The sequence below is a fragment of the Exiguobacterium oxidotolerans JCM 12280 genome (assembly GCF_000702625.1).
Lineage (GTDB): Bacteria > Bacillota > Bacilli > Exiguobacteriales > Exiguobacteriaceae > Exiguobacterium_A > Exiguobacterium_A oxidotolerans.
This window is the reverse complement of record NZ_JNIS01000001.1, coordinates 114,771-140,660: the sequence shown is the minus strand read 5'-3', so window position 1 is coordinate 140,660 and position 25,890 is coordinate 114,771. Positions and strand designations below refer to the sequence as shown.

The 25,890-nt window shown below is 49.6% G+C and carries 27 protein-coding genes; 20 read left to right on the top strand and 7 right to left on the bottom strand.

Going from position 1 to position 25,890, the window contains the following annotated elements:
- Positions 1-51 precede the first annotated feature (51 nt).
- From P403_RS0100830 to P403_RS16560, 5 genes are all read left to right on the top strand, one after another.
- Complete coding sequence (locus P403_RS0100830; protein WP_029330279.1) at positions 52-555, top strand: PH domain-containing protein; 504 nt, start codon at positions 52-54, stop codon at positions 553-555.
- Positions 552-2,003: a PH domain-containing protein gene (locus tag P403_RS0100825; protein ID WP_029330276.1), complete on the top strand. Its 1,452-nt coding sequence runs from the start codon at positions 552-554 to the stop codon at positions 2,001-2,003. The genes P403_RS0100830 and P403_RS0100825 overlap by 4 nt, the downstream gene beginning before the upstream one ends.
- Before the next feature lie 33 nt (positions 2,004-2,036).
- On the top strand, positions 2,037-2,978 hold the full coding sequence (locus tag P403_RS0100820; RefSeq protein WP_029330273.1) for an alpha/beta hydrolase: 942 nt from the start codon (positions 2,037-2,039) through the stop codon (positions 2,976-2,978).
- A gap of 133 nt (positions 2,979-3,111) precedes the next feature.
- Positions 3,112-3,897, top strand: coding sequence for a PP2C family serine/threonine-protein phosphatase (locus P403_RS0100815; RefSeq protein ID WP_029330270.1), 786 nt, complete (start codon positions 3,112-3,114; stop codon positions 3,895-3,897).
- A gap of 35 nt (positions 3,898-3,932) precedes the next feature.
- Entirely contained in the window at positions 3,933-4,088 is a 156-nt protein-coding gene (locus P403_RS16560) for a hypothetical protein (RefSeq protein WP_160167770.1), read from the top strand.
- Between the two features lie 95 nt (positions 4,089-4,183).
- Here the strand turns inward: P403_RS16560 and P403_RS16625 are convergent, their stop codons facing one another.
- The gene (locus P403_RS16625; protein WP_167331085.1) at positions 4,184-4,327 is read right to left on the bottom strand and encodes a hypothetical protein; all 144 of its coding nucleotides are present in this window, start codon (positions 4,325-4,327) and stop codon (positions 4,184-4,186) included.
- A 166-nt stretch (positions 4,328-4,493) separates the two neighbouring features.
- On the opposite strand from P403_RS16625, the gene P403_RS0100800 reads away from it, so the two are divergent.
- From P403_RS0100800 to P403_RS0100790, 3 genes are all read left to right on the top strand, one after another.
- Entirely contained in the window at positions 4,494-5,087 is a 594-nt protein-coding gene (locus P403_RS0100800; protein ID WP_029330268.1) for a hypothetical protein, read from the top strand.
- A 27-nt stretch (positions 5,088-5,114) separates the two neighbouring features.
- Positions 5,115-6,308, top strand: coding sequence for a hypothetical protein (locus tag P403_RS0100795; protein WP_029330267.1), 1,194 nt, complete (start codon positions 5,115-5,117; stop codon positions 6,306-6,308).
- Between the two features lie 269 nt (positions 6,309-6,577).
- On the top strand, positions 6,578-7,573 hold the full coding sequence (locus P403_RS0100790; RefSeq protein ID WP_029330265.1) for a phosphotransferase: 996 nt from the start codon (positions 6,578-6,580) through the stop codon (positions 7,571-7,573).
- Between the two features lie 100 nt (positions 7,574-7,673).
- Here P403_RS0100790 and P403_RS0100785 read toward each other — a convergent pair whose 3' ends face one another.
- A complete protein-coding gene (locus P403_RS0100785; protein WP_029330264.1) occupies positions 7,674-9,143 on the bottom strand; it encodes a potassium/proton antiporter in 1,470 nt (489 codons plus the stop codon).
- Between the two features lie 183 nt (positions 9,144-9,326).
- On the opposite strand from P403_RS0100785, the gene P403_RS0100780 reads away from it, so the two are divergent.
- The 9 genes from P403_RS0100780 (at position 9,327) to P403_RS0100735 (ending at position 19,588) form a co-directional block, all read left to right on the top strand.
- A complete protein-coding gene (locus P403_RS0100780; RefSeq protein ID WP_029330262.1) occupies positions 9,327-10,199 on the top strand; it encodes an SDR family NAD(P)-dependent oxidoreductase in 873 nt (290 codons plus the stop codon).
- Positions 10,200-10,433: 234 nt separating this feature from the next.
- The gene (locus P403_RS0100775; protein WP_029330260.1) at positions 10,434-10,919 is read left to right on the top strand and encodes a GNAT family N-acetyltransferase; all 486 of its coding nucleotides are present in this window, start codon (positions 10,434-10,436) and stop codon (positions 10,917-10,919) included.
- Between the two features lie 73 nt (positions 10,920-10,992).
- A complete protein-coding gene (locus P403_RS0100770) occupies positions 10,993-12,042 on the top strand; it encodes an oxidoreductase (protein WP_029330258.1) in 1,050 nt (349 codons plus the stop codon).
- A gap of 187 nt (positions 12,043-12,229) precedes the next feature.
- Entirely contained in the window at positions 12,230-13,315 is a 1,086-nt protein-coding gene (locus P403_RS0100765; protein WP_029330255.1) for a C39 family peptidase, read from the top strand.
- Between the two features lie 159 nt (positions 13,316-13,474).
- On the top strand, positions 13,475-15,154 hold the full coding sequence (locus P403_RS0100755; RefSeq protein WP_029330253.1) for a DUF2339 domain-containing protein: 1,680 nt from the start codon (positions 13,475-13,477) through the stop codon (positions 15,152-15,154).
- Between the two features lie 135 nt (positions 15,155-15,289).
- Positions 15,290-16,123: an iron uptake system protein EfeO gene (gene efeO, locus P403_RS0100750; protein WP_029330251.1), complete on the top strand. Its 834-nt coding sequence runs from the start codon at positions 15,290-15,292 to the stop codon at positions 16,121-16,123.
- Between the two features lie 2 nt (positions 16,124-16,125).
- Complete coding sequence (efeB, locus tag P403_RS0100745) at positions 16,126-17,367, top strand: iron uptake transporter deferrochelatase/peroxidase subunit (RefSeq protein ID WP_029330249.1); 1,242 nt, start codon at positions 16,126-16,128, stop codon at positions 17,365-17,367.
- On the top strand, positions 17,351-19,030 hold the full coding sequence (locus tag P403_RS0100740) for an FTR1 family iron permease (protein ID WP_029330246.1): 1,680 nt from the start codon (positions 17,351-17,353) through the stop codon (positions 19,028-19,030). The genes efeB and P403_RS0100740 overlap by 17 nt, the downstream gene beginning before the upstream one ends.
- Positions 19,031-19,126: 96 nt before the next feature.
- Complete coding sequence (locus P403_RS0100735; RefSeq protein WP_029330240.1) at positions 19,127-19,588, top strand: YflT domain-containing protein; 462 nt, start codon at positions 19,127-19,129, stop codon at positions 19,586-19,588.
- A 55-nt stretch (positions 19,589-19,643) separates the two neighbouring features.
- On the opposite strand, the gene P403_RS16555 is transcribed toward P403_RS0100735, so the two are convergent.
- Both P403_RS16555 and P403_RS0100725 read right to left on the bottom strand, forming a co-directional pair.
- On the bottom strand, positions 19,644-19,811 hold the full coding sequence (locus P403_RS16555) for a hypothetical protein (RefSeq protein WP_160167769.1): 168 nt from the start codon (positions 19,809-19,811) through the stop codon (positions 19,644-19,646).
- Positions 19,812-19,880: 69 nt separating this feature from the next.
- On the bottom strand, positions 19,881-20,417 hold the full coding sequence (locus tag P403_RS0100725) for a flavodoxin family protein (protein ID WP_029330238.1): 537 nt from the start codon (positions 20,415-20,417) through the stop codon (positions 19,881-19,883).
- A 151-nt stretch (positions 20,418-20,568) separates the two neighbouring features.
- Here P403_RS0100725 and P403_RS0100720 point away from each other — a divergent pair, with 151 nt between their 5' ends.
- A complete protein-coding gene (locus P403_RS0100720) occupies positions 20,569-21,237 on the top strand; it encodes a hypothetical protein (protein ID WP_029330236.1) in 669 nt (222 codons plus the stop codon).
- On the opposite strand, the gene P403_RS0100715 is transcribed toward P403_RS0100720, so the two are convergent.
- The gene (locus P403_RS0100715) at positions 21,223-22,071 is read right to left on the bottom strand and encodes an alpha/beta fold hydrolase (protein WP_029330234.1); all 849 of its coding nucleotides are present in this window, start codon (positions 22,069-22,071) and stop codon (positions 21,223-21,225) included. The two genes, P403_RS0100720 and P403_RS0100715, sit on opposite strands and share 15 nt — an antisense overlap.
- Positions 22,072-22,184: 113 nt before the next feature.
- On the opposite strand from P403_RS0100715, the gene P403_RS0100710 reads away from it, so the two are divergent.
- Together P403_RS0100710 and P403_RS0100705 are read left to right on the top strand one after the other, a co-directional pair.
- Positions 22,185-23,189: a helix-turn-helix transcriptional regulator gene (locus P403_RS0100710; RefSeq protein WP_029330231.1), complete on the top strand. Its 1,005-nt coding sequence runs from the start codon at positions 22,185-22,187 to the stop codon at positions 23,187-23,189.
- Positions 23,190-23,322: 133 nt separating this feature from the next.
- The gene (locus P403_RS0100705; RefSeq protein ID WP_029330229.1) at positions 23,323-23,649 is read left to right on the top strand and encodes a hypothetical protein; all 327 of its coding nucleotides are present in this window, start codon (positions 23,323-23,325) and stop codon (positions 23,647-23,649) included.
- 219 nt (positions 23,650-23,868) lie between these two features.
- On the opposite strand, the gene P403_RS0100695 is transcribed toward P403_RS0100705, so the two are convergent.
- Both P403_RS0100695 and P403_RS0100690 read right to left on the bottom strand, forming a co-directional pair.
- Positions 23,869-24,846: a hypothetical protein gene (locus P403_RS0100695; protein WP_235195153.1), complete on the bottom strand. Its 978-nt coding sequence runs from the start codon at positions 24,844-24,846 to the stop codon at positions 23,869-23,871.
- A complete protein-coding gene (locus tag P403_RS0100690; protein WP_029330225.1) occupies positions 24,843-25,889 on the bottom strand; it encodes a DUF58 domain-containing protein in 1,047 nt (348 codons plus the stop codon). The genes P403_RS0100695 and P403_RS0100690 overlap by 4 nt, the downstream gene beginning before the upstream one ends.
- Position 25,890 lies beyond the last annotated feature (1 nt).

Genomic DNA, 25,890 nt, shown 5'->3' with positions numbered 1-25,890 from the left:
AACTTATTGACGACGGACTCCGTAGTTTTAAGAGAAAGGAAGTGAGAACAGATGCAATCTTCAACCTTAAAAAGTGGCTGGCAACGGTTATCACTCGACTCCGTCAAAGTCGAACGGCAATATGTGGCGATACGGTTTAGTTTGTATGCGCTTTTGATTGCCGTCATGACAACCGTCCAAATCATGTGGCTCGACTTATCTCCGTGGTGGATGTGGATCGTGACAGGACTCGTGGCCGCGTTATTCATCTTAAAGTTTTATTACATACCGCGTCTGCGTTACGACTATTTCCGTTATCAGGTCGATGAAGAATTTTTAGGCGTCAAGTCAGGCGTCATCTTCCGTAAAATCGAAATCATACCACTCGTCAAAGTTCAGTTCATCGATACATCGACCGGTCCCTTGTTACGTCGCGCCGGCTTGATGAACATCAAAGTCAATACAGCATCCGGATTTGCGGAAATCCAGCGTCTCGAGGAACGACGGACACTCGAATTAAGACGCCATATCGAACGCTTCGCGAAACTCGAGGAGCAAGAGGAGGAATCCTTATGACACGTCGCGTCCACCCGTTATTCATCTTGATGTCGACGCTGACGCATCTCCGGTCGACGGTCATCCCGCTCGCTTTTTTATTGTTCAATGATTTAAAGAACGATGGATTCGGTTGGTATACAATCATCGGCTTTAGTGTTTTTTGTCTCGTTCTTCTCATTTCTGGAATCACTTCTTGGTATTTTTATACGTTTACGATTGATGACCAAGCGATTCGTGTCAACAAAGGGGTCTTCCGTAAAAGTGAACGGACGACACAACGGCGGCGGATTGAATCCGTCGGCATCAACCAAAACCTGCTCGAGCGTCTGCTCGGTTTAGCGACGCTGTCCGTCGAAACGTCTTCTGAAGGCGGTGAACCGGAAGTCGAATTAAAAGGTGTCCGGCTCGCGTTCGCTACTTCCTTGAAGTCGACGATTAAAGAAGAGGACGAACAGATAGAACAAATAGAGGCGACGGACTCGTTTCGTGTCAGCTTGTCCGACCTGTTTTTTGCCGGCGCCTTGTCCGGTCGTCTCGGACTGGCGCTAGTCGGTTTCTTTGCAGGGTATCAACTGATTGATCAATATATCGAAAAGTATATCGATCGTGTCTTTAATGAATTGGCGCATTTATCACTCGTCCTCCTGATTGGAATCGGATTGCTTGTCTTACTCTTCGCCTACATCGGATCGATAGTCGTCTACGTCGTTCGTTACGGTTCGTTCGAAGCGACTCTCAAAGATAAACGGCTGACCATCCGTTACGGATTACTGAACCGGACGGAAGTCATCTTTCACCAGGATAAGGTCCAATCCTTATTCATCGAGGAAAACTGGATTAAACGACGGTTCAAGCGTGCACACTTGTCGCTCAACGTCATATCGGCGAACGGGAAGGAAGAGCAGATGTTGCTTCACCCCTTCATCCGGGAATCGGAAATCGACGCCTTCCTCGACCGGTTTCTCCCGCGCTTCAAACGTGTAAAACCGATGCAGCATGCGACCGACCGCGGGTTCTTCTATGTCATCCGTTGGCGGCTCGTCCGGTATATCGTCTTGTTTTCAGCAATCAATGCCAGCCTGGTCTATTTTTTGACGAGCCCGCTTAAATGGATCGGCATGCTGTTGTACCTGGTTTTACCACTCTATTACGTTATTGCCCGAACGGGGTACCGCAATACGTGTTACGGGTTCGAACAAGAGTTGTTCGTCTTACGTCGTCAACTCGTCAACCGGGAAACGATTTATGCACCGCGTTTAAAAATCGAGGCTTTGTCGGGGCACGTCTCCCGTTTTCTCGAACAAAAGGACTTGCTGAAGTTCGAAATCAATCTGCGTGGTAAAGGACATTTGAACGCGGGTTATTTCACACACAAGCAATTTGAGGATGTCCGGACCTGGTACCAACGCTCTTTTCTGAAAACAGACCGTGCAGAAGCAGGGGACATACGGTATGATAACGAATAACGCGTTATATAGGAAAAGAGAGGAGTTCATGTTGTGCGAAAAGGACTAGCAATCGTACTCGCGATACTACTCGTATTCATCGGATTAATCAGTTTTGATGGATACCGCATTCAAAAAACATTAGTCGGCGAGTCGGAAGCGTCACCGATTCTTGCGGGTAAACCGGCTGATGAATCAAGTGACGCCCTGACCGAGGCAACTGAATGGTCTGCTGCCCAACCGTTCGAACAGAAGACGTTCGAGACGGATGGACTCGTTCATCACGCAGACTATCTACCTGCAACAGAGTCAACAAACAAATCGGTCATTCTCGTCCCGGACGAGGAACAAGCGACGCCGGACGGAGTTGCACCACTCGTGCAGCTGTATCATGAACAATTCGGCTACAATGTCTTAGTCGTCGAACGACGGGGGCAGCCTGAGAACGGTGGGAAAAAGAATTACGGCTGGCTCGATCGGCTTGATTTGATTGAATGGACGAAACGACTTCTCGAGGAAACAGGGGACGAGAGTCACATCGCCTATCACGGGCTTGGTGTCGGCGGATCGACCGCATTACTCGCAGCTGGAGAAGAAATGTTACCGACACAAGTCAAAGTCGTCATCTCTGAAGGTGCCTACGCCCGATTTGATGACTGGCTCAATCATTTAGCGGATCAACAGATCAGTTATCCCGCAGGCCCGTCACTCGCGATGGCGAGCACGTTCAATAAATTCGAACAGGATTTCTTTTACGGTGACGTGTCGGTGACACGACAAACGAGCAAAATCATGATTCCGACGCTGTTCATCCATGGGACGGACGATCAACTCATGCCATCGCGGATGGTTTATGAACTGTATCAAGCAAAACCTGGATTGAAGCAGTTGTATCCGGTCCGAGGAGCGGGTCATGGTCAAACGTATCTCGAAGATCAAGTCAACTATCAAAAACGCTTAAAATTATTCATCCAGCCATTCATGACAACGAATTAACCCACATCCCTCACGTCACTACAGTCGTAGTCGAAGTGAGGGACTTTTTTGTAAATTAACGAAAGGGAAAATGTTCCAAATGACAGTAGGTGTGGTATTCTCGATAGAACAGACAGAATAGGGGGAGTCAGGCATGTTTAGCTGGGTCGGAAGTGAAGAAGCGTATGTCGATCAAATCGACATACGACAGGTGGGTCCGGTCGTTCTCGGACGGTTCGGTGGCTGCTCGACGGCGGGTCAAACAAAAAACGAAGATGGTTGTCTCGTCATGACGGGGACGGACTGGGAGTTGACCGTCTTACTCGATGCCCATAATTCGGCAGAAAGTGCCGAACTCGTGGCGGAGCAATTTTTGACGTATCAAGAGCGGTTGCATCAGCAACTCGAACAAGCAACCGAGTCGGTCCTTCCGACGTTCGAACAGATTATCCTCGAACTGTTGACGGAAGACACATTTCGCGCACGATGCGAGACGTGTCGGGGGGAGACAGCTTGTTTAGTCGTCGTCCGTAAAGGAAACTATGTTTTTTGGTTATCGGTTGGGGATTGCATCGCGCATCTGTTCCATCCGGAGCTTGCCGGGCTAGGTCAACACAGTCTCAATCAACGGCAATTCTTTGAATGGATTGGACAAGTCAATACGTTTGCGTTACCTGTCCCGTGTTATACCCGCGGCATCCGTGAACTGCGTCAGGGAAACAACCGGCTCTTTTTGACGACGGACGGACTCGTCGAATGTCCCGGTGAACCGTTCAGCGATGCGACGGACATCGGTCGCGCGTTTCGCGATACGGAGGCGCAGGATGCCGTTTTGACCTTGTTGACGACGATCAAGCACCATGCTGTCCGGGACAGTACGACGATGTTGACGTGGTCGATCGATGTTACAGGTGACGTGACACAACCGAGTAATGCTTAGGCATGAACAATTACGTTCGAAAGGAATGAATACAAATGGGCTTTTACATCATGTTGCTGTCATTCATACTAGGAATCTACTTGACGATTTTCAGCATTTCGCGCAGGAAACGGAAGCGTTCCTACATGTTGTTACTCGTCCCGGGGATTCTCCTGGTCATCTTTGCTGCATACCTCGCAAGACCGCATTAAAAAAAGGGAGATGGATTTCCGGGGCGAACACCGGAGAACCGTCTTCCTTGTTTTTTGTTAATCGAGAGACGTGCTCCCGTTTGAGTCAACACCGCTTAGGGGGTTTGTTCATCAAGTGGTTCGATTTGTTCCGTTTCGACAGGTGGATCCAGTTCATCTGCTTCGCTCGTCAAAGGAAACGCGATCCCGGCACTGGTCAATAGCGTGATGAGTGCGGCATTCGTTAGTGTTTGGCGCATCGTTGCTCACTCCTTCTTTTGTTATCCTACGAAATTGAAAAAAGAAAAGTTACACTTTTTGATTATTCTGAACATTTAAGTGGGATTCGTCAAGTAATCGTCATCTTCACTTAAGTATTTTTCCCGATAAACCGTTATACTTAAACATGGAAAAGAGGGATGTCGCTTGAAATTAACGAAAGCTAACACACGCATTTTTGAATCATTGTTACCTCGTTTGAACGTTAACGCGGAAGAACCGGAGCGAACGGACATCGAACGTCAACTGCAGGCTGACTTGTATGAAGCGCAGCGGCAACAACGGCCGTTCGAAGAAGTCCACGGGCAAACACCGGAAGCGCGACTCGACACGATGATCGCCGCGATTCCGGAACAACGTCGTGCGGAGACACAAAAACGCTGGACACGAAACTATGTCTCAAGTATTTTGATGTATATCTTCATCGAGGGCGTCGATGGTGTCTTCCAGTTCGCACTCGCCGATTATCTGTTGTTCTCAATCATCGCCTTGTTCTTGATTGACGCGATGTCGATCTTAATCACGTCACCAAAAATACGTGACGTCAAAGGACGTGTCTGGGGGCAGTTCATCATCAGTTTCGTTTTATTTGCAACGTATAAAGCAGTTTTGATTACGTTCGTCCCGAATCCGGATGTCATCTTCCAAGTCAGCGGGACACCTTCCTACATCATCGGAGTCGGTGGTCTGATTGCGTTGTACCTCTACTGGTCGAAGAACCCCTTACGAAAACGCGCCTAAACGAATCGAGAGAGGAGTGGACGGATCATGGAATTTACGCACTGGAAAAGACGCTTACAGGATCACTTCGAACGAATGGGCTTCAACTTACGGATTGAACGCCTTGCCATGCAAGACATCATTAAACTCGAGGCGACCCACGGAGCCTTTTTGTTCTTCCCCGTGACGATCAACTTATATGAACGGATGGGCTGGAAAATGATTGCGATTGAATCGCACCATCCGGATACGGTCGAGGATGCGTTCGCCGAAGCACAAATCGAATCGTTGTTCCAACTGACGATGGTGACATTCGAAGAAGAAGAACGTGAGTTTTTACTCGGCTTCTATAGCAATACCGGTCGTTATTTGACGGACCGTCAATCTCCGACAGGGCAGTTGCTCGCGGCAATCGAACGGGAGTGGTATGACGGAGAAACGATCCGGATTGAAACGTTCGAGGAATTTCCTGGACTGTTCGTGGCACCACCGTTCGCACACCAAGCTTACGCATTCGCCGCAGCGGAAGGCAAATGGCACATGTTCGTCGGGCGGACGGGACGCCCGGCGAACGATTACCGGTTCGATGGAGCAGTCCTGATGCCGCACCGGATTGCCGATAATGAACTGTTCACGATGACGCCGCTTGCGGTTGCGATTGATGATACGGCAGGATTGCGCGACCAATTGCGTGAGGAACGGTCAGAAATCAAACGATTCCACACACAAGCGATGGAGACGATTCGTGACTACGATCCGTCGTTCGGCTTCGCTTGGCGCGGAACGGTCACATTCTTTCATGGCATTCCCGTCGACCCTTTTGCACAGCGGTTATGGCTGGAAGACGGACAAAAACGGTTCCGGATCATGCAAAAAGCATCCCAACGGATTTTAGCACTCGGCGACACGTGTACCGAAGCGATTCATGCGCTTGACGAGGCCGTCAGCGCCGGTGAACCGGACGGGACACCCGTCAGTGCTGTCGGACAACTCATCCTCGGGATTTGGCAACAGTTTGAGTCCGATGAACGGACCTACTTGACAGAGGTCGTCTGTAAGGGGATATCACGGACACAGGCGGAGAACCGGATTCGGCATGGCTTAGCGCGCCAAGAAGCAGTCAATTGGATTGAACGTGCACAAAACGGACGTGACCACTTCCAGTTCGCAGGACTATCCATTACATTACCGCACCGCCCACCGGGAACGATTGAGATTAGTCGAGAAGAGGAACAACGATGAACGTCAGCTACACTCGCGAATCTGTCTGATACGACTTCACGCATCAGACAGTTGACGGACCACTTCGATGTCCGGTGCATTCGTCAGCAGGAAAAAACGCTGGTAGAAAAAAATAAATTCTATTGAATGAGGATCGCCCGCCCCCCGATGTCTTCGCCCTGCGAAAAAACGTCGGGGGTTTTTCCACATAAGTTAACGGTTCAATCGATTCTGACGCCTGTCAAGGCGAACAATTTCGCAAAAAATCACGAAGATAATAGGAGAAACAAATGGAGTCATACCGATTTGATCAGATTTGTGTATTGTTTGATTTAGGCGAACGGACAGAAGACCCACGCCCCCTTTCTGGCGGTTTCATCCATGACATGTATGGACTGAGGACGACTAAAGGACATTATGCGGTAAAATGCTTGAATCCGCAGATTATGAGACGACCTGACGCGTTTGCGAACTTCAAAAACGCAGAAGACTTCGCATTGCTTGCAGGTCGGCGACTTTCCGCTCTTCCGGCAAAACGGATTCGGGGGGAAGCAGTGCAACAGATAGCTGACGAGTACTTTCTTCTTTTTGACTGGGTCGACGGCAACCTGCTTTCCTTGAAGGAGATCCAGCCATCCCACTGTCATACCATCGGAACCTATCTGGCAGGCTTACACCAACTTGATGCTGGCATAGTCCCTGCGGTAGTTGGAACGATTAGCCACGACTGGACAGCTCATCTCAAAAGAGGCCAAGCAATCGACGCCGAGTGGAGTGCTGCCCTAAGCGAAATCATCGCGGCGTTAAAAGTGTGGAATGAGCGAGCCGTGCGAGCAGAAGCACTCCTGTCCAAGGCTTGCGTCATGAGTCACCGCGACTTGGATCCTAAAAATGTCTTATGGACGAAAAACGATCTGGTCGTCATTGACTGGGAATCGGCGGGTCCGATTCATCCTGTCCTTGATGTCCTTGAGACGGCGCTTTACTGGTCAGAGGATGAGACGGGGCATCTGAACAAGCAGAAGTTTCAAGCATTTTTCAGCGGCTACACAACGAAAAATAATCTCGGGGATGCAAAATGGTCGGCTGTAATCGCCTGTAGCTATTCGAGCAAACTCGATTGGCTCGCTTATAATATCAACCGGACATTCAGTGCGGATGAAACGGAGCGACGAATCGGTACAGAACAGATGAAACAGACGATCCTCGATTTAAAACGCCACACGGACCGGATGGAGACGCTGAAAGGCTGGCTTAAACGTCGGAACAACGTTCATCTGGGATAGGACTCATACGTCTGACCAAACTACCGGACATTTCCGTCCGACATCCATCACATGCCCGATGATTCCGTTTTTTTCACGGGATCATCGGGCATTTTCAACCTTAAAGTCCAAGCGAGGCAATCAGCTTTCGAATCCGTTCTTCCGATTGTTTCGGCGTCAAAATCAGGAGTTGATCGCCACCAATCAATCGTGTCTGACCGCGTGGTGTAATGATGGCATCGTCACGAATGACGGCGACGACGAGCAAATCCTGCGGCATCTCAATCTCTTGCAATGTTTTTCCGTCAATCCGACAGAACGACGGGACACTGACCTCGACGATTTCAGCATTCGGATTTGCGACCGTCATGAATTGAATCAACGGCTCAATCCCGATCGTTGGTTTCACTTCGAGCTTCATGACACGGACGATCCACGGTAAGGCCGTTCCCTGCAGTAAAGCCGATGTCATGACAGTGAAGAAGACGATGTTGAACAAGAGATAGGAGTTCGGAAGTCCGCTCGAAAGCGGATAGGTCGCAAGGATGATTGGTACGGCGCCGCGTAGTCCGGCAGCCGTGATGACACTTTGCTCCCGGTAATTGTAGTGAAAGGGAAGAAGTGAGATGAAAACTGCGAGCGGTCGTGCGACGAGAATCAGCGTCACGACGATGATGCCTGAAATGAGCAGCATCTGCGGATCGAGCAGTTGGCGCGGGAAGACGAGCAGTCCGAGCATGATGAACATCCCGACTTCTGCCAAATGCGACAAGCTGCCGCTGAACCGAATCAAGATGTCGCGGTAAATCATGTCGTGGTTACTGATCCAAATGCCTGTCACGTAGACGGCGAGGAAGCCACTCGCATGGATACTCGTCGCGATCCCGTAAGACAGTAAGGCGCCGCTGATCAAGAGTGTCGGATACAGGGCCGATGCTTGAAGCTGAATCCGGTTCATCAATTGTGTCAAGAACCAGCCGATGCAGAGACCGACGAGTAAACCGATTCCCATTTCGTAGAATAAAGACAGGACGCCACTGATAATCGAGAAACTTTCCGGATCGAGCGCAAGTTCTGTAAAGAGAATCGTCAAAAAGACAGCCATCGGATCGTTTGTTCCGGACTCCGCTTCCAGTGTATGTTTGACCTTCTCATCGACAGGACGTCCGCTCAGTAAGGAAAAGACAGCCGCTGCATCGGTCGAGCCGACGAGGGCGCCGACGAGTAACGCCATCGGCCAGCTGAAATCAAGAATGAAGTGGGCGACGAGTGCAATCAAGCCAGTCGTGATGACGACGCCGACCGTCGCAAGCGAAAGGGCAGCAGGGAGGACTTGCCTGAAATCGCCCCATTTCGTGTTGAGACCGCCATCGAACAAAATGATGACGAGGGCGATCGTTCCGAATAGACGCGCTTGTTCAAAGTCAGAAAAAGCAATCCATCCTGCGACATCCGTTCCTGCGAGAATGCCGACGAACACGAATAAAATCAAGGTCGGGACGTTGAGGCGAAAGGAGAACTTGGTCGTGATGATTGCGAGTAGTAACAAAATACCGGCAAGTAGTAGGACAGTTCCTTCATGCACGTGCATACCTCCTCGAATCGGGGCAGGGTTCTCTTCTGTTACGTTTAGTATACGCTATTCAGCTCTTTTGCAGGCGGAGAAGTCTTTTTTTGAAATGATGTGTATAAATCGACGGAAAAAGGAAAACACTCAACATATATGCATGTAAACGAAGAAAGCGTAACTAGTAACTAGAGGAGGAAAATGGAAATGAACATATGTATCGTGACAGGCGCAAACTCAGGGATGGGAATGGTGACAATCCAAGCGTTGCTTGAACGGGGGGACCGCGTCATCGCGACGGTCCGCTCAGAGAAGAAAGCAACACTGCTCGTCCAAATGTTACGTGAACATGGGGTTTCGCATACGAATCTTGAAATCGAAATCGTTCAACTTGACCAACTGGAATCCGTCCGCCGGTTTGCAGACCACTTGTTTGATCAGATCGGTCGCATCGATCGCCTGATTTTAAATGCCGGGGTCATGGTCCCGCCGTATCATTTGACGAAAGACGGCTTCGAGTCCCAGTTCCAAGTCAACTACCTGAGTCACTTCTATTTAATTGAACGCTTGCTGCCGCTCCTTCAACACGGAAACGATCCTCGGGTCATCTCGATTTCATCGCTCGCCGGGGAAGGCGGACTCGTCCGAACAGATATCGAACTGGAATCGATTGCCCATGTTAAAAAAGAACAATACAACCCGATGCGGTCGTACCGCGAATCGAAATTGTTACAGATGGTCCACATGCGTGAACTCGCGGACAAGTATGGGGACGATGTGACATTCGTCAGCGTCCATCCGGGCATCGTCAATACCGACTTGTTTTACCGTGGCAAGTACGGCAAAGCGATGAAAGTGCTCTTAAAGCCGATCGCTCAAATCGGTTACTGGACCGGGAAACTGTATACGCCGGAGTACGGGGCGAAAACCGCACTGTACCTCGCGACGACGAATGACCGGCTCGACAATGGCGGCTATTATGCCGATTCCGCACCACGTCTCAGTAACCCGGTCGTCGAGGATACGCGCTACCGTGAAGATGCGCGCCGTCTATCGAAAAAATGGGTCGGACTCGACTGAAGACAAAAAAAAGGCCTACCGGCTCGTGGGAAGCCGGTAGATCCACGTTGTGAAGACTGGGGGTCTGATCACGTTTTTAGAATACGATATTTAAAAATAAAATTGTAGAATATGAAAAAAATCACAAAATGATGCGTTTTTATGATTTTTTTTAAGCGATGCGAGCAAAACGGTTTTCTTCTGGTGCAGTTTTCGTTAGGATAAAGAAGAATTTTTGCTTACAGGAGGTACAACATGATACGACTAGCTACATCACAAGACGTTCGAAACATCGCAACACTACTCGAGCACAAGGCGCTCGCACTCCAAGCGACGGGCAGCACACAGTGGTCTGCCTACCTTGAACAAGACATCGAAACACTCGTCCAAGAGGATCTTGATGCCGGAAGACTGTTTGTTTTTGAAGAAAACGACCAGTTGCTCGGTTCCGTTGCCCTGCTTCCTTCGATGGAATGGGATCGCTCGTTATGGGCAGATACAGAAGGTCTTTATATCCACCGGATCGTCGTCAGTGATTTGGCGAAAGGACGCCGCGTTGGAAAACAACTTCTTGATTATGTAATCGAGTTGACGGATTACGAAGGGGAAACACTTCGTCTCGACTGCGTGGCGTCAAATGCATTTTTAAACGACTATTATACGTCGGTCGGTTTTACGTACCAAGGAACATATGACGGATTTTCGACATATGAGTACGAACGAATCGAAGCGACGGCATAATCGGTCATTTGTTCAAGACAAGTCGTAGCCGCTTTGTTAAGGTAAAAGAAAAGTAATTGCGAGGAGTGATAGGATGCGACTTCAGATTGGCTTCATCGGCTTCGGTAAAAGCACGACCCGTTACCATCTGCCTTACGTCATGATTGATCCCCATTTCGAGGTGACGTGGATTTATAATCGGACGGCAAAACCGGAGTTAGAGGAAAAATATACGGGCAAGCTTCCCGTAGTCCAATTCACGACGGACCTCGACAAGATGTTGTCGGACGAGAAGCTTCAAGTCGTCGTCATCAACACACCGCCTGCGACGCATTTTGCCTATGCCTTGAAGGCGTTGCAACAGCAGAAGCACGTCCTCGTCGAAAAACCTTTTACCGTGACAGAACAAGAAGCGGTGCAACTGTTTGAGGAAGCACGTAAGCAGGGCGTCAAGCTACTCGCCTATCAAAATCGGCGTTTCGATAGCGACTTTCAAGCTGTCGCCCAAGTCATTGCGTCCGGAAAGCTCGGTCGCATCGTCGAAGTCGTCTCGCATTTCGACTTGTATCGTCCGGATGCGAAGCCGGCGAATACGGCGAATGAAAATGGTGCGCTCTATAGTCTTGGCGTCCATACGATTGATCAAATCATTGCCTTGTTTGGAAGACCGAACCAAGTCGCTTATGACATCCGAACCGTCCGGGGTACTGCGATTCCGGACGATACGTTTGCGCTTGATTTTTATTATGACGATTTCAAGGCGAGTGTCCGAACGAGTCATGTCGCACTGGCACCCGCTCCGCGCTGGATGATCCATGGGACGAACGGGACGTTCATCAAACAGCATGTCGATCGGCAAGAACTTGACTTAAAAGCAGACTACTTCCCAGGGGAAGAAGGATTCGGGGAAGATTCGGAAGATGATTTCGGTCGGTTACTCTATCATGACAACCACAATCATCTTCGAAATGTCCGGATTCCGAGTCCGATTGGTGACTACGGTAAATTATATCGGGCATTTTACCAGAGTATCGTTGAAGACGCCCCTCTTCCTGTGACGGAAGAAGAGACGACGTTCGTCGCCCATCTACTCGAGCAGGCGTTCGCTCAACCGTCACCGTTTATCGTCAATATTAAAAAATGAATTTTGTTTGATTACAATATAATTAAATCTTCTTGTTGTGTGGATACAACAGGAGGATTTTTTTGTTACAAAAAATGAAGATATTGCTATTTTTTTAAAATTTCTTTTGAAATCATGATTATTATTTCAATAACTTGGGAAAAATGGTGTATACCATCGTATTGTCATTCTGTTAAGGGGGTCTATCATGAAGAAGTTTTTCTCAAGTGTCATCGTCGCTGGTGTTCTGTTTGGCGTATTCAGTCCGTCGCTCGTCGCACATGCCGCAACGAAGCTGACCATCACGACCGCAGTCTTACGTGTCCGTGAAAAGCCGACGACCTCAAGCAAGATTCTCGGGAATGTCGTCAAAGGAAACGTCTATACGTCAAAAGGAACATCGGGAAGTTGGTACAAAATCACCTATAAATCACGCACAGGGTACATACACAAAGATTATGTGAAGACATCGACGACGTCCTCGAAGTACACATCGACTGGCACGAAGTATACGACGGTCGGGACGTTAAACGTCAGAACGGGTCCGAGCACAAAATACAAATCCGTCACCCAGCTCGGTAAAGGGGTCAAAGTCGCAACGTATGGCACGTCAGGGAGTTTTACACGTATTTTGTATAGCGGGAGCTACCGTTATGTCTCGACACAGTACTTAACGAAAACGAAGCCAACGAGCAGTACGACTAAAAAATTAAATGTCCCGTACTACAATCAATACACGTTAGGTTATCCGTCAGGTTGCGAGTTCGTCTCGCTGAAGATGGCGCTCGCCTACAAGAAAAAGTCTGTTTCGGCTGCGTCGCTCTATAAACAACTACCGAAAAGCATCAGCAATGCGACCTACAAAAATGGGAAATACTACTGGGCCGATCCGCAAAAAATGTTTACGGGTGATCCGGCCGGGACGCTCTCTTACTACAAAAACTGGGGCATCTACCCGAAAGGCATCCTCCCGCTCGCTAAAAAATACCGGAGTGGCGCCGTCGACATCTCGAAACAAGGTGTCAGTAAGATTGAACGTGAAATCCGAAGCGGGAATCCCGTCATCGTCTGGGCGACCGTTGATTTCAAAAATCCATATGGCTACTTCTCTTGGATCAAGCCGGACGGTAAAACGTTCACCGGGTACCGTAACTATCACGTCATGCTCGTGACGGGTGTTTCAAGCAGTTCGTTCTACGTGTCTGACCCGTATCGTGGGAAATACGCCGTCAGTCGCGCACAGTTCACATCCGTTTATAACACGACTGGACAATATGCGTTATCCGTTCGTTAACTGGTCACCTGACCAAACGACTTTCACCTTTTTCAAAAGGGCGGAAGTCGTTTTTTTCGTTGAATCGTCACCTGACTTTTCCTTATTTTTGAAAAAATAAGGAAAACGCAGAAGAAACAGGTACACTAGTACCATCTAAAATAAAGAAAGGGTGGAATGATGGAAGAACAACGAATCACCCAACTAGAACAGGAACTCGAGGCGTTGAAGTTACGTGTCGCGCAACTCGAACAGCCGCATCCGGTTCCGCATCCTAAGTCGACTCCGGAGCAAAGTACGGTCGTGACACCGAAAAAACGACCCGTCTTCGTCAAAAAAGACGACACGTTTTCACCAAAAATCAAACAAAGCCGGACGCGTGATGAGTGGGAACACATGATTGCGACCATCTGGTTACCGCGCATCGCCGCAATTTTTGCCGCGATTGGGGCAATTTTCTTATTTTCTTACGCCTCGATCTCCGGCTGGGTCAATCCAGCGGTCCGAGTCGGCAGTGGAGTGCTCATCGGATTGCTCTTAATCGGAGTAGGCGAGTATCAGTATGAGAAAAAGCGACGGGAACTCGGCGTCGGACTGGTCGCGACGGGGACGATCGTTTCGTTAGCCGCCTTGTACGCCGGCATGGCGTTGTATCAATTCTATTCGCCGGGTCTTGCCTTCTCGCTCGAACTCGTCATTTTATTCATTACGTTCGGATTAATGTTATGGATGGCGTCACGTGTCCTTCTGATTCTCGTCTCGATCACCGGATTTTTACTCCCGTTTCTACAACTGGCGGACGAAGCGAACGTTTCGTTGTTTTTACTGTATGAAGTGATATTGTTCGCCGCCTTATTCTATGCCGCGATTCGCTTAAAAACGATTCTCGGTTTCGTCGTCAGCTGGGGATTCCTGACGATCGCTCTCGTTACAGCGATGAGCATGGTCGGCTTTTCACCACCATCCATGTCTGACGAAATCTCACTGCTTGCTGCGTCGCTCGTCAGCTACATCGGGACCGCTCTCACTGGGCAACGTCTCCGGATGAAGTGGAACTACCCGAGTTACGGGGCCGGTCTTATTGCGATTGCGAGTCTAGCCGTCATCGATTGGCAGTGGGGGACACTGATTGCCCTCGTGCTGGCAGGGCTTGCCTATAGCATCGCCAACTACTCGAAAGATGCGTGGCACAATGCAGTCGGTCACGCGACGGTGTTCTACGCGATCACGCAAATCCCCTATGACATACTCCGACTGAGCGAGCAGTTCGAAGCCCTGTTGTTCGCCTGCATCCTGATCGGCCTTTGGTTCGTCAAACGCCAGCACATGCCGTACCAGCGGATGATCGCTCTCGCTTTGTATGTCTACTTCATCTTCGACCAGATTACGCAGACGGGTATGTACGCGGCAATGAATGACTCGTTTCGTCTTTCGGTCGTCGCCTTAGTACTTGCGACGAGTGGTTTAATTTATTTACTCGTGCAACAACACCACGCGATGGTCGAGGACGGGACGTTCCAGATTAGTCTAGTTGCCGCAGCCGTCGGCGTCCTGACGACGTATACGTTACTCGTCATGGAACTGCCGTTTTATGACGGACTCAACGAAACGAATCGCAGTACGACCTTATCGATTGCTTACATTTTACTTGCCTTGCTTCTCGTCACGATTGGTCGGATCCGTAACCTGTCCGTCTGGCGATTATCCGGTCTGTTGCTACTTAGCGTCAGTGCGATTAAGCTGTTATTGTTTGATTTATCGTTCTTGACGCTCGTCCAAAAAGCGTTTGTCTTTATCGGGTTTGCGATCGTGGCGTTCATCATTTCACGGACGTATTTTAAAAAGCGAAAAAACAACTGAATGCGCAAACACCCGTCCTGATGACGCTCGCCAGGACGGGTTTTTCATGTTACCTCTAAATTTATATTGATAACGATTATCATTATCGTCTATACTAACAACTGAACTTACTTAACGATTTGGGGGAAATGAATCATGTCACATAAGAAAATCCTTACGGCGAGCGTCTTGTCACTCGCGACCTTGTTAGCCGCTTGCGGGGAACAAGAAACAACGACAAAAGCGACACCGAAAACAGCGGACGGTCAATTCGATCAGGTCGTCGCCGATTACCGCGATTATGCGATCAATGAACTGGATGCCTTCACGAATAAAACAGAAGCCTTCACAACGGCCGTCAAGGAAGGGGACCTTGAAAAGGCGAAAGCCCTCTATGCACCGGCGCGGATGCACTATGAACGGGCGGAACCGATCGCGGAAGTTTTCGGTGACCTCGATCCGAAAATCGATGCCCGTGCAGGTGACGTCAAGGAGTCCGAGTGGGGCGGTTATCACCGGATCGAACAAGGCTTGTTCGAAAAGGGGACGACGAAAGGGTATGAGAAATACGCGGAGCAACTGATGCAGGACGTCCACCTCTTGCGTGCAAAAGTCGAAACAGTCGACGTGACACCGGAGCTTCTCGTGACGGGGGCGACGGATTTATTGAATGAAGTCTCGACTTCGAAAGTGACAGGCGAAGAAGACCGCTATTCACATACCGACCTGTATGATTTTGCAGCGAACGTCCAGGGGGCGGAAAAAATTTATCAGTTATTGAACCCGAGCCTGATGAAGCAAGACGACGCGTTGTCAAAAGAGATCGCGGCACGCTTTGAGGACGTCAACGCCTTATTAGAGGCGAAGAAAACGGAAAAGGGGTACGTCCTCTACACGGACTTATCAAAAACCGACGTTAAACAGTTGAGTCAAGCCATTAACGAACTGGCAGAACCGCTGTCGAAGATGGGCATCGTACTGGAGGGATGATCATGACACGACCCACATTAGAGGCTAGCATGACGCGACGTGATGTCTTAAAAGTCGCCGGTCTGACCGGTCTCGGTGCAGCTGTCTATGCAAGTGGTGTCGAACGCTTCTTACCGCGCGCCTTGACGGCTAAGGCGTCCGATCAAGTCCCGTTTTACGGCACCTATCAAGCGGGCATCATGACGCCGGCCCAAAATCACGTCCAACTCGTTGCGTTCGACGTCAAGACGGATCGCCGCGACGAGCTGATTGATTTATTGAAGCGCTGGACGCGGGCTTGCGCGCGCCTATCAGCAGGACTATCGCTCGGCGAAACAGATAGTGCCTACATCCCACCGGACGACACCGGTGAAGCAGAGGGGTTATCTGCAAGTCACTTGACGTTCACGTTCGGTTGCGGAGTTAGTTTATTTGAAGGGGATCGTTTCGGCATCGGCCATAAACGCCCGGCACTCTTACGAGATTTACCGACATTTGACTTGGACCAGCTCGATGAGAAATGGTCCGGCGGGGACTTGATTGTCCAAATTTGTGCGGACGACCAGCAAGTCGTCTTCCACGCGTTACGCAACTTGACCCGAATCGGACGCGGGGTCGTCAAGATTCGCTGGACGCAAGCCGGTTTCCAGCGGTCGAAAGTGGCAGATGCGACAGGCGGGACACCACGGAACTTGTTCGGATTCAAAGATGGGACAGGCAATCCTGACGTGACGAAAGCGGCGACGCGGGACAAGACCTTGTTTTATCAATGGCGTGATGGTTCACCTTGGCTGACGAACGGGACGTTTCTCGTCGTTCGCCGGATTCAGATGCACCTTGAAGTCTGGGACCGAACGATTTTGAAGGAGCAGGAGCGGACATTCGGGCGCGAACGGGCGTCCGGGGCACCACTCGGTTCAAAAGATGAGTTCGCGTCCGTTACACCGACGAAACGGATCGCACGGGGGGAAGCAGAACTACCGGCAGACTCGCATACAGCGGTCGCGCATGGTGAAGGAAAGGTGCAATTACTCCGCCGCTCCTACTCCTACCAGGATGGCGTTGATGAGACGACTGGCGCATTAGACGCCGGTCTGTTGTTCCTCTCGTATCAGCGATCGCCGGAGCAGTTCATCACGATTCAAGAACGGCTCGCAACTTCTGACCGGATGAATGAATACATTACTCATCGTGGAAGCGCGCTGTTCGCATGTTTCGGCGGCATTCAAAAAGGAGGTTACATCGGTGATGCGCTCTTTGCTTAAAGCTGCCTTACTCGTGTTCCTTATATGTAGCACGCTCATCCCCCATGCGGGTGCAGAGGCGAAAACCGATGCTCTTTACGTGTCGATTGGTCAAGCCATCTCAGCCGTGCAGGCGGAAGATCGCGATGCCCTTTCAAAACGAATCGCGACGTTAGCTAAACAATCAAAGGAACTGGCTGACTCAGATGAAAAAGCCGTCATCTTAAAGCGTTTATCGATGCTAAAACAACATCAGGATGCGTCGTTCGCAACGATCAGTGCGGATTTGACGGCACTGTCGACGGCCGTCCGGACGCTCGAAGACACAATGCGTCCGGCGCAGGATGCGACGGCCCGGACCCGTCTGCTTGATTTGCAGGAAGTGACCAAGCAAATGCGGCAAGCGGATGCGGGTGAGCGAAAGACACTCGAACAGACCTTGTTAAAGGAATGGACGGCCCGTGAGAGCGTCGTCCGGGAAGAAAGCATCGGTCACTACGGAAAAGTCGAGATGGCGTTATCTGCGATTCGCATCGCACAAGCACGCCAGACATTCGACCAGACGGAATGGAACGAGGCCCTCGACCAGTTTGATACAAGCATCGACTCATTCGTCGAAGGGGACATCGTCAAGACGGCATCAGTCGAATTGACCGATTTGATCGGTTTACTCGATCAGGCGTCGGATGCGCTCGTTGCAAAAGACCTCGACGGGGCGCGGTCGACTTTGACGACGTTCATCGCCCAGTGGCCGAGCGGAGAAGGGGCGGTCCGGACACGAGACAGTGCTTTATATACGCAAGTCGAGACGGACGTCCCCTTATTGCTCGCCCGCTTAAATGAGGAGACGCGGAACGCGACAATCACTTCGTTACAGGAATTAAGTGCATCGCTCGGACAACTGACCGACCAGACGAGCTATACGTTCGTCGACGCGATGCTCGTCATGGTCCGGGAAGGACTTGAAGCGTTGCTGATTATCAGTGCGCTCGTCGCCTTGACACGTAAAGCGAATTTACGGGGGGAACGGCACATCTGGTTCGGAGCCGTCCTCGGGCTTTTAGCGAGTGGTCTGCTTGCGCTAATCATTCAATTTTTCTTCTCGACCGCGCTCGCAAGTGTCGGACGAGAGCAAATCGAAGGATGGACCGGCTTGTTCGCCGTTCTCGTGATGTTACTGGTCGGAAATTGGTTACATTCGAAAACGGCCATCACTTCCCGTCAAACGCAACTCGTGTCCGACCTATCGCGGACTTCACTCTTCATCGTCAGTTTCTTGACGATTTTCCGGGAAGGTGCGGAGACGTTACTCTTTTACGTCGGGATGGCACCGGCGATGACGCCACTCGCCTTAGGTGGAGGCATTTTGGCAGCGATTCTCTTCATCGGACTCGTGTCAATTGCAGTCATCTATTTCGGTGTCCGTTTGCCGATTCGCCGTCTATTCTTAGGCGCGACCATCTTAATCTATGTGATGGCCTTTAAGATACTCGGTGTAAGTCTGCACGCGCTCCAACTGACAGGCGTATTGCCGATCCATCCACTTGCGTTGCCGCCCGTCGCCTGGATCGGATTTTATCCGACGATTGAAACCGTGGTGCCGCAAGTGCTGGTAGGTCTCATCATCGGTCTGACCGTCTTTCGTAAACACCGACGTGGCACGTCACTAAAGAAAGTTTCATAAGCAGTTTTTGAAATCCATGTTTTATTCATTATGTTTCGGGAATAACTTTATATTGAGACAGCCAACTGAGGCTTAGTATGAAGGAGATGAACGAACATGATTGAAACACGTATTGTCCGTGACATGACTGGCGTCGATGCAGAAGTAACGAGTTTAAAGTCAGGCGGGTATTCCAATAAACAAATTTATATTTTTGCAAAAGACGAGGAACTGGCAGAACGGATAGCGAACGATACACAGACGCTTGCTTACCGCGTCACGAAAAAATCTTTTTTTGAAACATTGATGGCGACCGTCCGTAGTAATCGAAAAGATCGTATCGCTCAACTATCTGAACTTGGCATGACGAAAGATGTTGCAGAAAGTTTGGAAGATGAAGTCCGCCATGGCCATATCGTCATTGTTGGATCGAAGTCAGACTTAATCAACCCGGCCTATGCTGCATCTTACGTCGCAGATGAATCGAAAGATTATGGAGCGGGTGTACCGAAGCTTGAAGAAGAGGAAACGACGACAACGTTGCCTGCCGACCAAAATGTGAAGCTCAAAAACGACTAAACAGTCAAAAGACGCATTTGCGATTGCAAATGCGTCTTTTTTTGTCCTATACGACTTAACGAGAAGGCTCGATCGGATTTAAGGGCGTGGGGTGAGAATCAAGTCGTGGTCGCACGACCCGTATTTCTTCATCCGTTTGAAATAGCTGTTCTAGTAAAACGATATGATTGCGTGTCTTAAGTCGTTTCCACTTGCGTTCATTGCGTTTTTTCGACTGTAACATCTATCGCCACCTCCGATTAGTCTGCCTACAGAATGGAACTAATCAAAAGATTCCCTTACATAACTTTCCTTAAACGTACGCTTTTGACATTTTTTCTCGGAACGCATCAATCTCTGCAAGGGCGACCGTATCGTGTACGACGTCCCCCGGTGCATTCCCTTCCGCGAGGATCGCCGTTTCAAGACGGGCCCCTAAAAAGGTCGCGATATGGTCGAACTGCGTCACGAGAGCGCGTCCTTTTTCTTTTGGATCATCACCGCCGACAGCAATCAGGTGGAATCGCTTGCCTTGCATCCGCTCCCGGAAACGTAAGTCTTCATCACGCAACGATTCACTGAAGCGGTCGATGAAGAGCTTCATCTTCGTGGACATCGAATACCAGTAGATTGGCGTGATGAACACGATGTCGTCATGCTCGAGCATTTCTTCCACAATCCGCCGGTAATCATCGCCAATCGGTAAGAACCCACCATGATGCCGTCGGTCTTCCACAGGTTGAATCATCGTGTTGGCTAAATCGACCGAGGCATGAGGAATGCCTTCGAGTGCGCGGACACCGAGCCATTCACTGTTCCCTTTTCTAGAACTGCCGTAAATCGTAAACATTTTCGTTCCATCTCCTTCATTAATCACTATTTGTCCATTGTAAGACAAAGGAAACGTTGAAATAAACTGATTTGCTTCTAAGAATGGTTTTGAAAACCGGGATTGCGGAAAAAGACTATCAGCACACCAGGAAAAGAGGAGGAAACGTCTGATGGAAAGAAGTATTTTGATTGCTTTAGAAAAACACCTTTATGCGATGCACCATGATTTAGACGGTCTCGCTCGTCTCATCACGAAAAAGTTCGTCCAGCTCAGTCAAGTCGCAGCGTCCGTCGAACACTTCCGTCGGATGAGCTTTGATATTTATAAATCACGGGAATCGTTGGCTCAAATTTCGCCGCAAGTCCTCTATGAGACGGCACTTGATTATGAGGATTGGCTTGAAGAGGAGTTTGATCAAATCCCACCGAGCTGGATGCTCAGCCGCGATGAGGAAGACGCGCTTGATCAACTTTGGTGGTTTGAATTTTTCCGAATTCAAGCTGAACTCGAGGAATGGCTCAGCCTGTACTTAATTCGTCGGATCCGTGAAGACATTCGGTATGTACCCCCTGTCATTGAAAAGAACGCCTATGCATTATCGGACGACGCCCGTCATGTCTTTTGGCGTTTGTTGCAACGGTCCGTCGCCAAACCTTCGTCGAAAATCAAAGCGAATCAACTGTCCTGTCGAATGGGCATCGCAGAAATCGCCCGTTGTGCCCGCTTGAACGAAGAACGGACGGAGCAGGCGATCGACGAATTGACGGCCCGGGGAATCATCTCGATTGTCGAGGAAAATGAAAAAATGAAGTTACATGTTCGTTTACAGGTGATTTAATGTGATGAACCGTTCAATCATTCGTTCATCTCGTCGTGCCGAAGGACCAATCCAAATCAAATGACCCGGACTTTTCGATTCGATGAACTGGGCATGAGGGATCAGACGCTGCGTATAGCGGGCATGCTCGAACGGGACGGCGCGATCGGCTTGTGAATGGACGATTAGGACTGGGCAGCTGACCGTTTCGAGTGTCTGTCGCTCAAGCTGCTGAGTAATGTCGAACAAGACGCCGCGCCCGGGACCGTTTTGTAGTCCGACGGCATACAATAAGCGTTCATCCTCATGCGTCAAGAGCGACCGAATGTCACTGCGTTGCAATAGGCTCGTCATTTCGACCATCCGGACGGACGCCTCTTCAGGAAATTTTTTTAACTTATCTTTGACATACGTCCATAATGCCCACTGAATGAAGTGGAGTGGACGTTGCAAGAGCGGTTGAATCAATACGTTCTGGTATGGAAGTGAAATTTGATGAGACATCGCACACGCTAAAACGAGTGAGCAAGCAGCATCGTTTTGGCTCGCTAGGGCGATTGCTGTCGGACCGCCCGCTGAGATGCCGTAGATGGTATAGCGTGTAAAACCACGCGCCTGCATCCAACCTTTATAGAACGCTGCTAGCTCGACAGGGGACTCCGCTAACCGTAGCGGAGTTTTTCCGTATCCGGGACGGGACGGGACGATCACGCGGTACCCGGCGCGAATTAATTTTTCGACATGATAAATCTCCCGGTAATCGGACTGTGTCCCGTGGATTAACAGAATGATGGGACCTGTTCCGCTATCCCGGTAATCAAATTGTTGTTCCTTCCATTCACCAATCAAATGCATCCAAATTCTCCTAACGATATAAATTTTACCAATTTATTGTTAATATTATTATTTATTTACGGTATACTCGAAGTATAATCAAATATCGTAACGATAGGAAATGAGGATGTACCGTGCCTACTGAAAAATTATCAAACCGTGATCGCTTACTGGCTGTTCGAGATATTTTTGAAAAATACTCGGACGAAGAGGAGACCTTGACGTTAGAAGACTTGAGTATCGCTTTATCAAAACGAGGATTGATTGAAAAATTATCACGAAAATCGCTGAAGGACGATATCGAGGCCCTCGCGAAATCAGGGTTTGATGTCGTTAAAGAAGAGACGAAAAATGGACTGGCGACGCCATACCATCTCGTCAGTCGGCGGTTTGAGCACCACCAGTTGCGTTTACTCGTCGACGCGATCGCGAGTGCGAAGTTCATTTCGGAAAGTGAGACGCAGGCGCTTGTTCGAACGATTCCATCGTTGACGAGCGAGCGGTTGGCGAAGACGTTGAACCCCGTCATCCATACGGTCAAAAAACCAAAAGGTGTGATTCCGTTCTCGATCGATACGATTCAAAAGGCAATTACGGAACAAGAAATCATCAGCTTCCAGTACCAAGGGAAGTTTAATGAACGGACGCGGAAGTTCGAGCTCCGCCGAGACGGTGATTTTTATCTCGTCACACCGGCGCACTTAATTGTCGATAACGGGAACTATTACTTAATCGGTCGCGATGAACGTGTCCAGCAGATTCGGACATATCGTGTCGACCGGATCGTCCAGTGCAGTGTATTCGAACCGGCAGAGACTCCGGTCGAGGTGGATCCTTCCTACTTAAGTAACATGTTCAACATGTACGGAGGGGAAGATGAGCAACTGACGTTGAAATTTCACGAAAGTGTCATGCCGACGGTCGTCGATCGATTCGGTACGGACATCCGCTGTCGACGAATCGACGAAGAATGGTTCGAGGTTAAGGTCAGTGCCCTCTTCTCGGAAGGCTTCATGATATGGTTGATTCAATTTGCTCACCAAGCTGAAATCATCGAACCGAGCGAGCGGCGTGAGGCGTTTAAAGAGAAGGTTCTTCAGTTGGCGCGAATCTATCAAGAAAGTTCTGTTGTAAACTAATGCTGCGAAAAGTGTCCTAGCAAGTGAAAGGACACTTTTTGTCGTTTTTTGTCGTATATTCATATTTGAATATTTTCGCGTATCTTTTCCGTCTACTATTAAGGGTATCTGATACTTATGTAGGAGGAACGTCATGCAACAGATGGAAAATCGCCGTACACGGGGTTGGATGGATGGACTATTGTATCTATTCTTCGTCTGTCTATCCTATATCTCCTGGTACTTATTGTTTATTTTTGCTTTTAACTTACTTTTTGCGGAAGAATTATTAGAAACGATGGATATCGTCATTTTTGGTTTTAGTCCACTCTTTGCACTAGCCATTACAATTTTTTCGATTCGTCTCTTTAAACGTCGTGGTCAACTCAAACATATCCCGGTGATTCTTGTCGTCTATTCGCTTGCAACAAGTATTTTACTGTATTATTCAATCGCTTATTCGGTCTTACCGCGGCTGTAACGAGACTTGCATCATCCCGTTATTTGGAATATGCTACGCTTATAGCTCATGCCAATAAGGGGGGGATACCATGAACACACAGTATATCCTCGACTGGATGCCGTTAGTGCTTCCTGTCGGTGCGATCGTCTTTATCGTCGTCATCGCACGTAAAGCATCGAAAATTGATTCAACTAAATGAAAAATCTCCATTCTCTGTTACAGAGATGGAGATTTTTTTTATTCTTCCATACGTTCCCGAACCTGACGACGGAAAACTTGCAAGTCATAGGCCGGTTCACTTTGACTAAACTCGATTCCGTCAATCAAGCGGGCATTACGCTCGACTTCCGGGAAGGCGATTCGCTCAAGCCATTCGTATGTCGTCTCATCGCGTTTGCGTGGAAAGGCTTGCTCCAGTTGCGAGGCGAGTTGGAGCAACGGGTGCTGACTGTGCTTTTTCGCGACCTTCGTCCGCTTTTTGGCGGTTGGTCGGACGATCTCGTCCTGCTCCACCGTGACGACGCGTCGTTTACGGAGGAAATAGAACATCAGTCCGACGACGAGGAGAGCGAGTGCGAAGGCGGCATAATTAAACACCTGGACCGTCGCGGCGTTCATCGTCCCTTGTTTGATCGGTTCGACCGCTTCCATGTTGCCGAGGTTTGCACCCGTCTGCATTTTTTCATCGACCTTTTCCGAAAGGGGGATCGTCCACGTAAAGAGTGAGCCGAATGCCTCAAAGGCGGGGCGCATTAAATTCGCGACGGATCCGAACAATGCTTCCTTCATCAGGCGAAGAAGGAAGACGAGCAAAAAGCTAAGTCCGAAGGCGAGTGAGACGCTCGTCAAAATCCGGCGCCACTCGACGAGATGTCGCTTTAAGAACGGTGTCAGGACGAGTAGACCAAGCAAGACATAGGCGAGGAGCGGTGGTGTCAGTCCGGGGTACAAAAAACAAATCCCGACGAAGACCGCACCTGTCAAAGCAAAGCGGTATTCGAGTTCGATCGTCTCGAGGAAGGCACCGATCGCAGTCGCCAACAATAAGATGATGCTGATCAATGGTGATACATAAAACAGGGCGAGCGCAGCGATCACTTGCAGAAGAATCCGGACTTTCCGAACGGGTAGGACGGCAAGCAGTGCAAAGGCAAGCAACGGGAGTGCCATCGTCTGTAAGAGACTGATGATGAGGAACCACCAGAGCAACATCATGCGCTCACCTCCTTTTGCTGATGACCGAGGTGGATTGCGGCAGTCGTCGACGGGACGGCCCGTTGGAGACGTTTCATGAAATAGCGGCGCTCAAGTGGTAAGTCGTATTCTGACAGGCGCGCCAAGCACTCCATCGTCCGTAAAAACTGTTCCTTTCCTTTTCCGGACGGAACATGGTACCACTGACCATCCCGATTGACCATCGAAATCCAAAGACTGTAAGAGGCACCTTGTTTTTCGAGTTCTCGAATGATGGTCGCACCACGGGACAGCAGTTTTTCAAAGTCACTCCGCAAGGACAATCCGTCACCGGACAGACCGTCGATGATGACGGCATAATCATGATTCCGGACACGGTCGTATTGATAGGAATAGAGTTCGCTCGTCTTCGCATATGCTGACCAGTAAATTGTCTTGGCGTCTCCCGCATAAGGGACGACGGAATGAAAGCTCGACCGGTCCGTGAACGGGCTCGACCGATCAACCGTCTCACCGGGGATTTGCCGTTCGTTCCATTCGACGGAAGCAGGGGCGAAGTCCGGGAAGACATGCCCGAGTTGTTGAATCGGTAATGTCAAGTAGACCGTCATCGTATGGAACGGATCTGAAATCATCACATCGAACGACTGAATCCGAATCGTTCCGCGATGTGCGGCGATGACGTCAATTTCGAACGGAACGATTTGATTTTTACCGACGAACAGGTGATGCCGCCAAAATTGACTGCCTGCACCATCGATTCGGACCTGGTCCCCGAGCAAACCGGATACAGTGACTTTACCGAGCGGGAACCTTGCCCGGTTTTCGAACGTAAACGGGATTGCGAGTTCATCGTCACGAAAGGCACGTGTCGTCTCAACCAATCGGACGTCGATCTGTTTAGCTAAGTATTCGAGGCACTTCGGCATATACCAGCCGTAGAGGACATAGGCGACGAATAGACTGGCGAGGACGAGTGAACCATATAGGGCGCAAAAGACACCACTTACTCCGACGAGAAATAAGAAGATGGGATGGAATGCTTTAGGTGTAATCAATTGCATG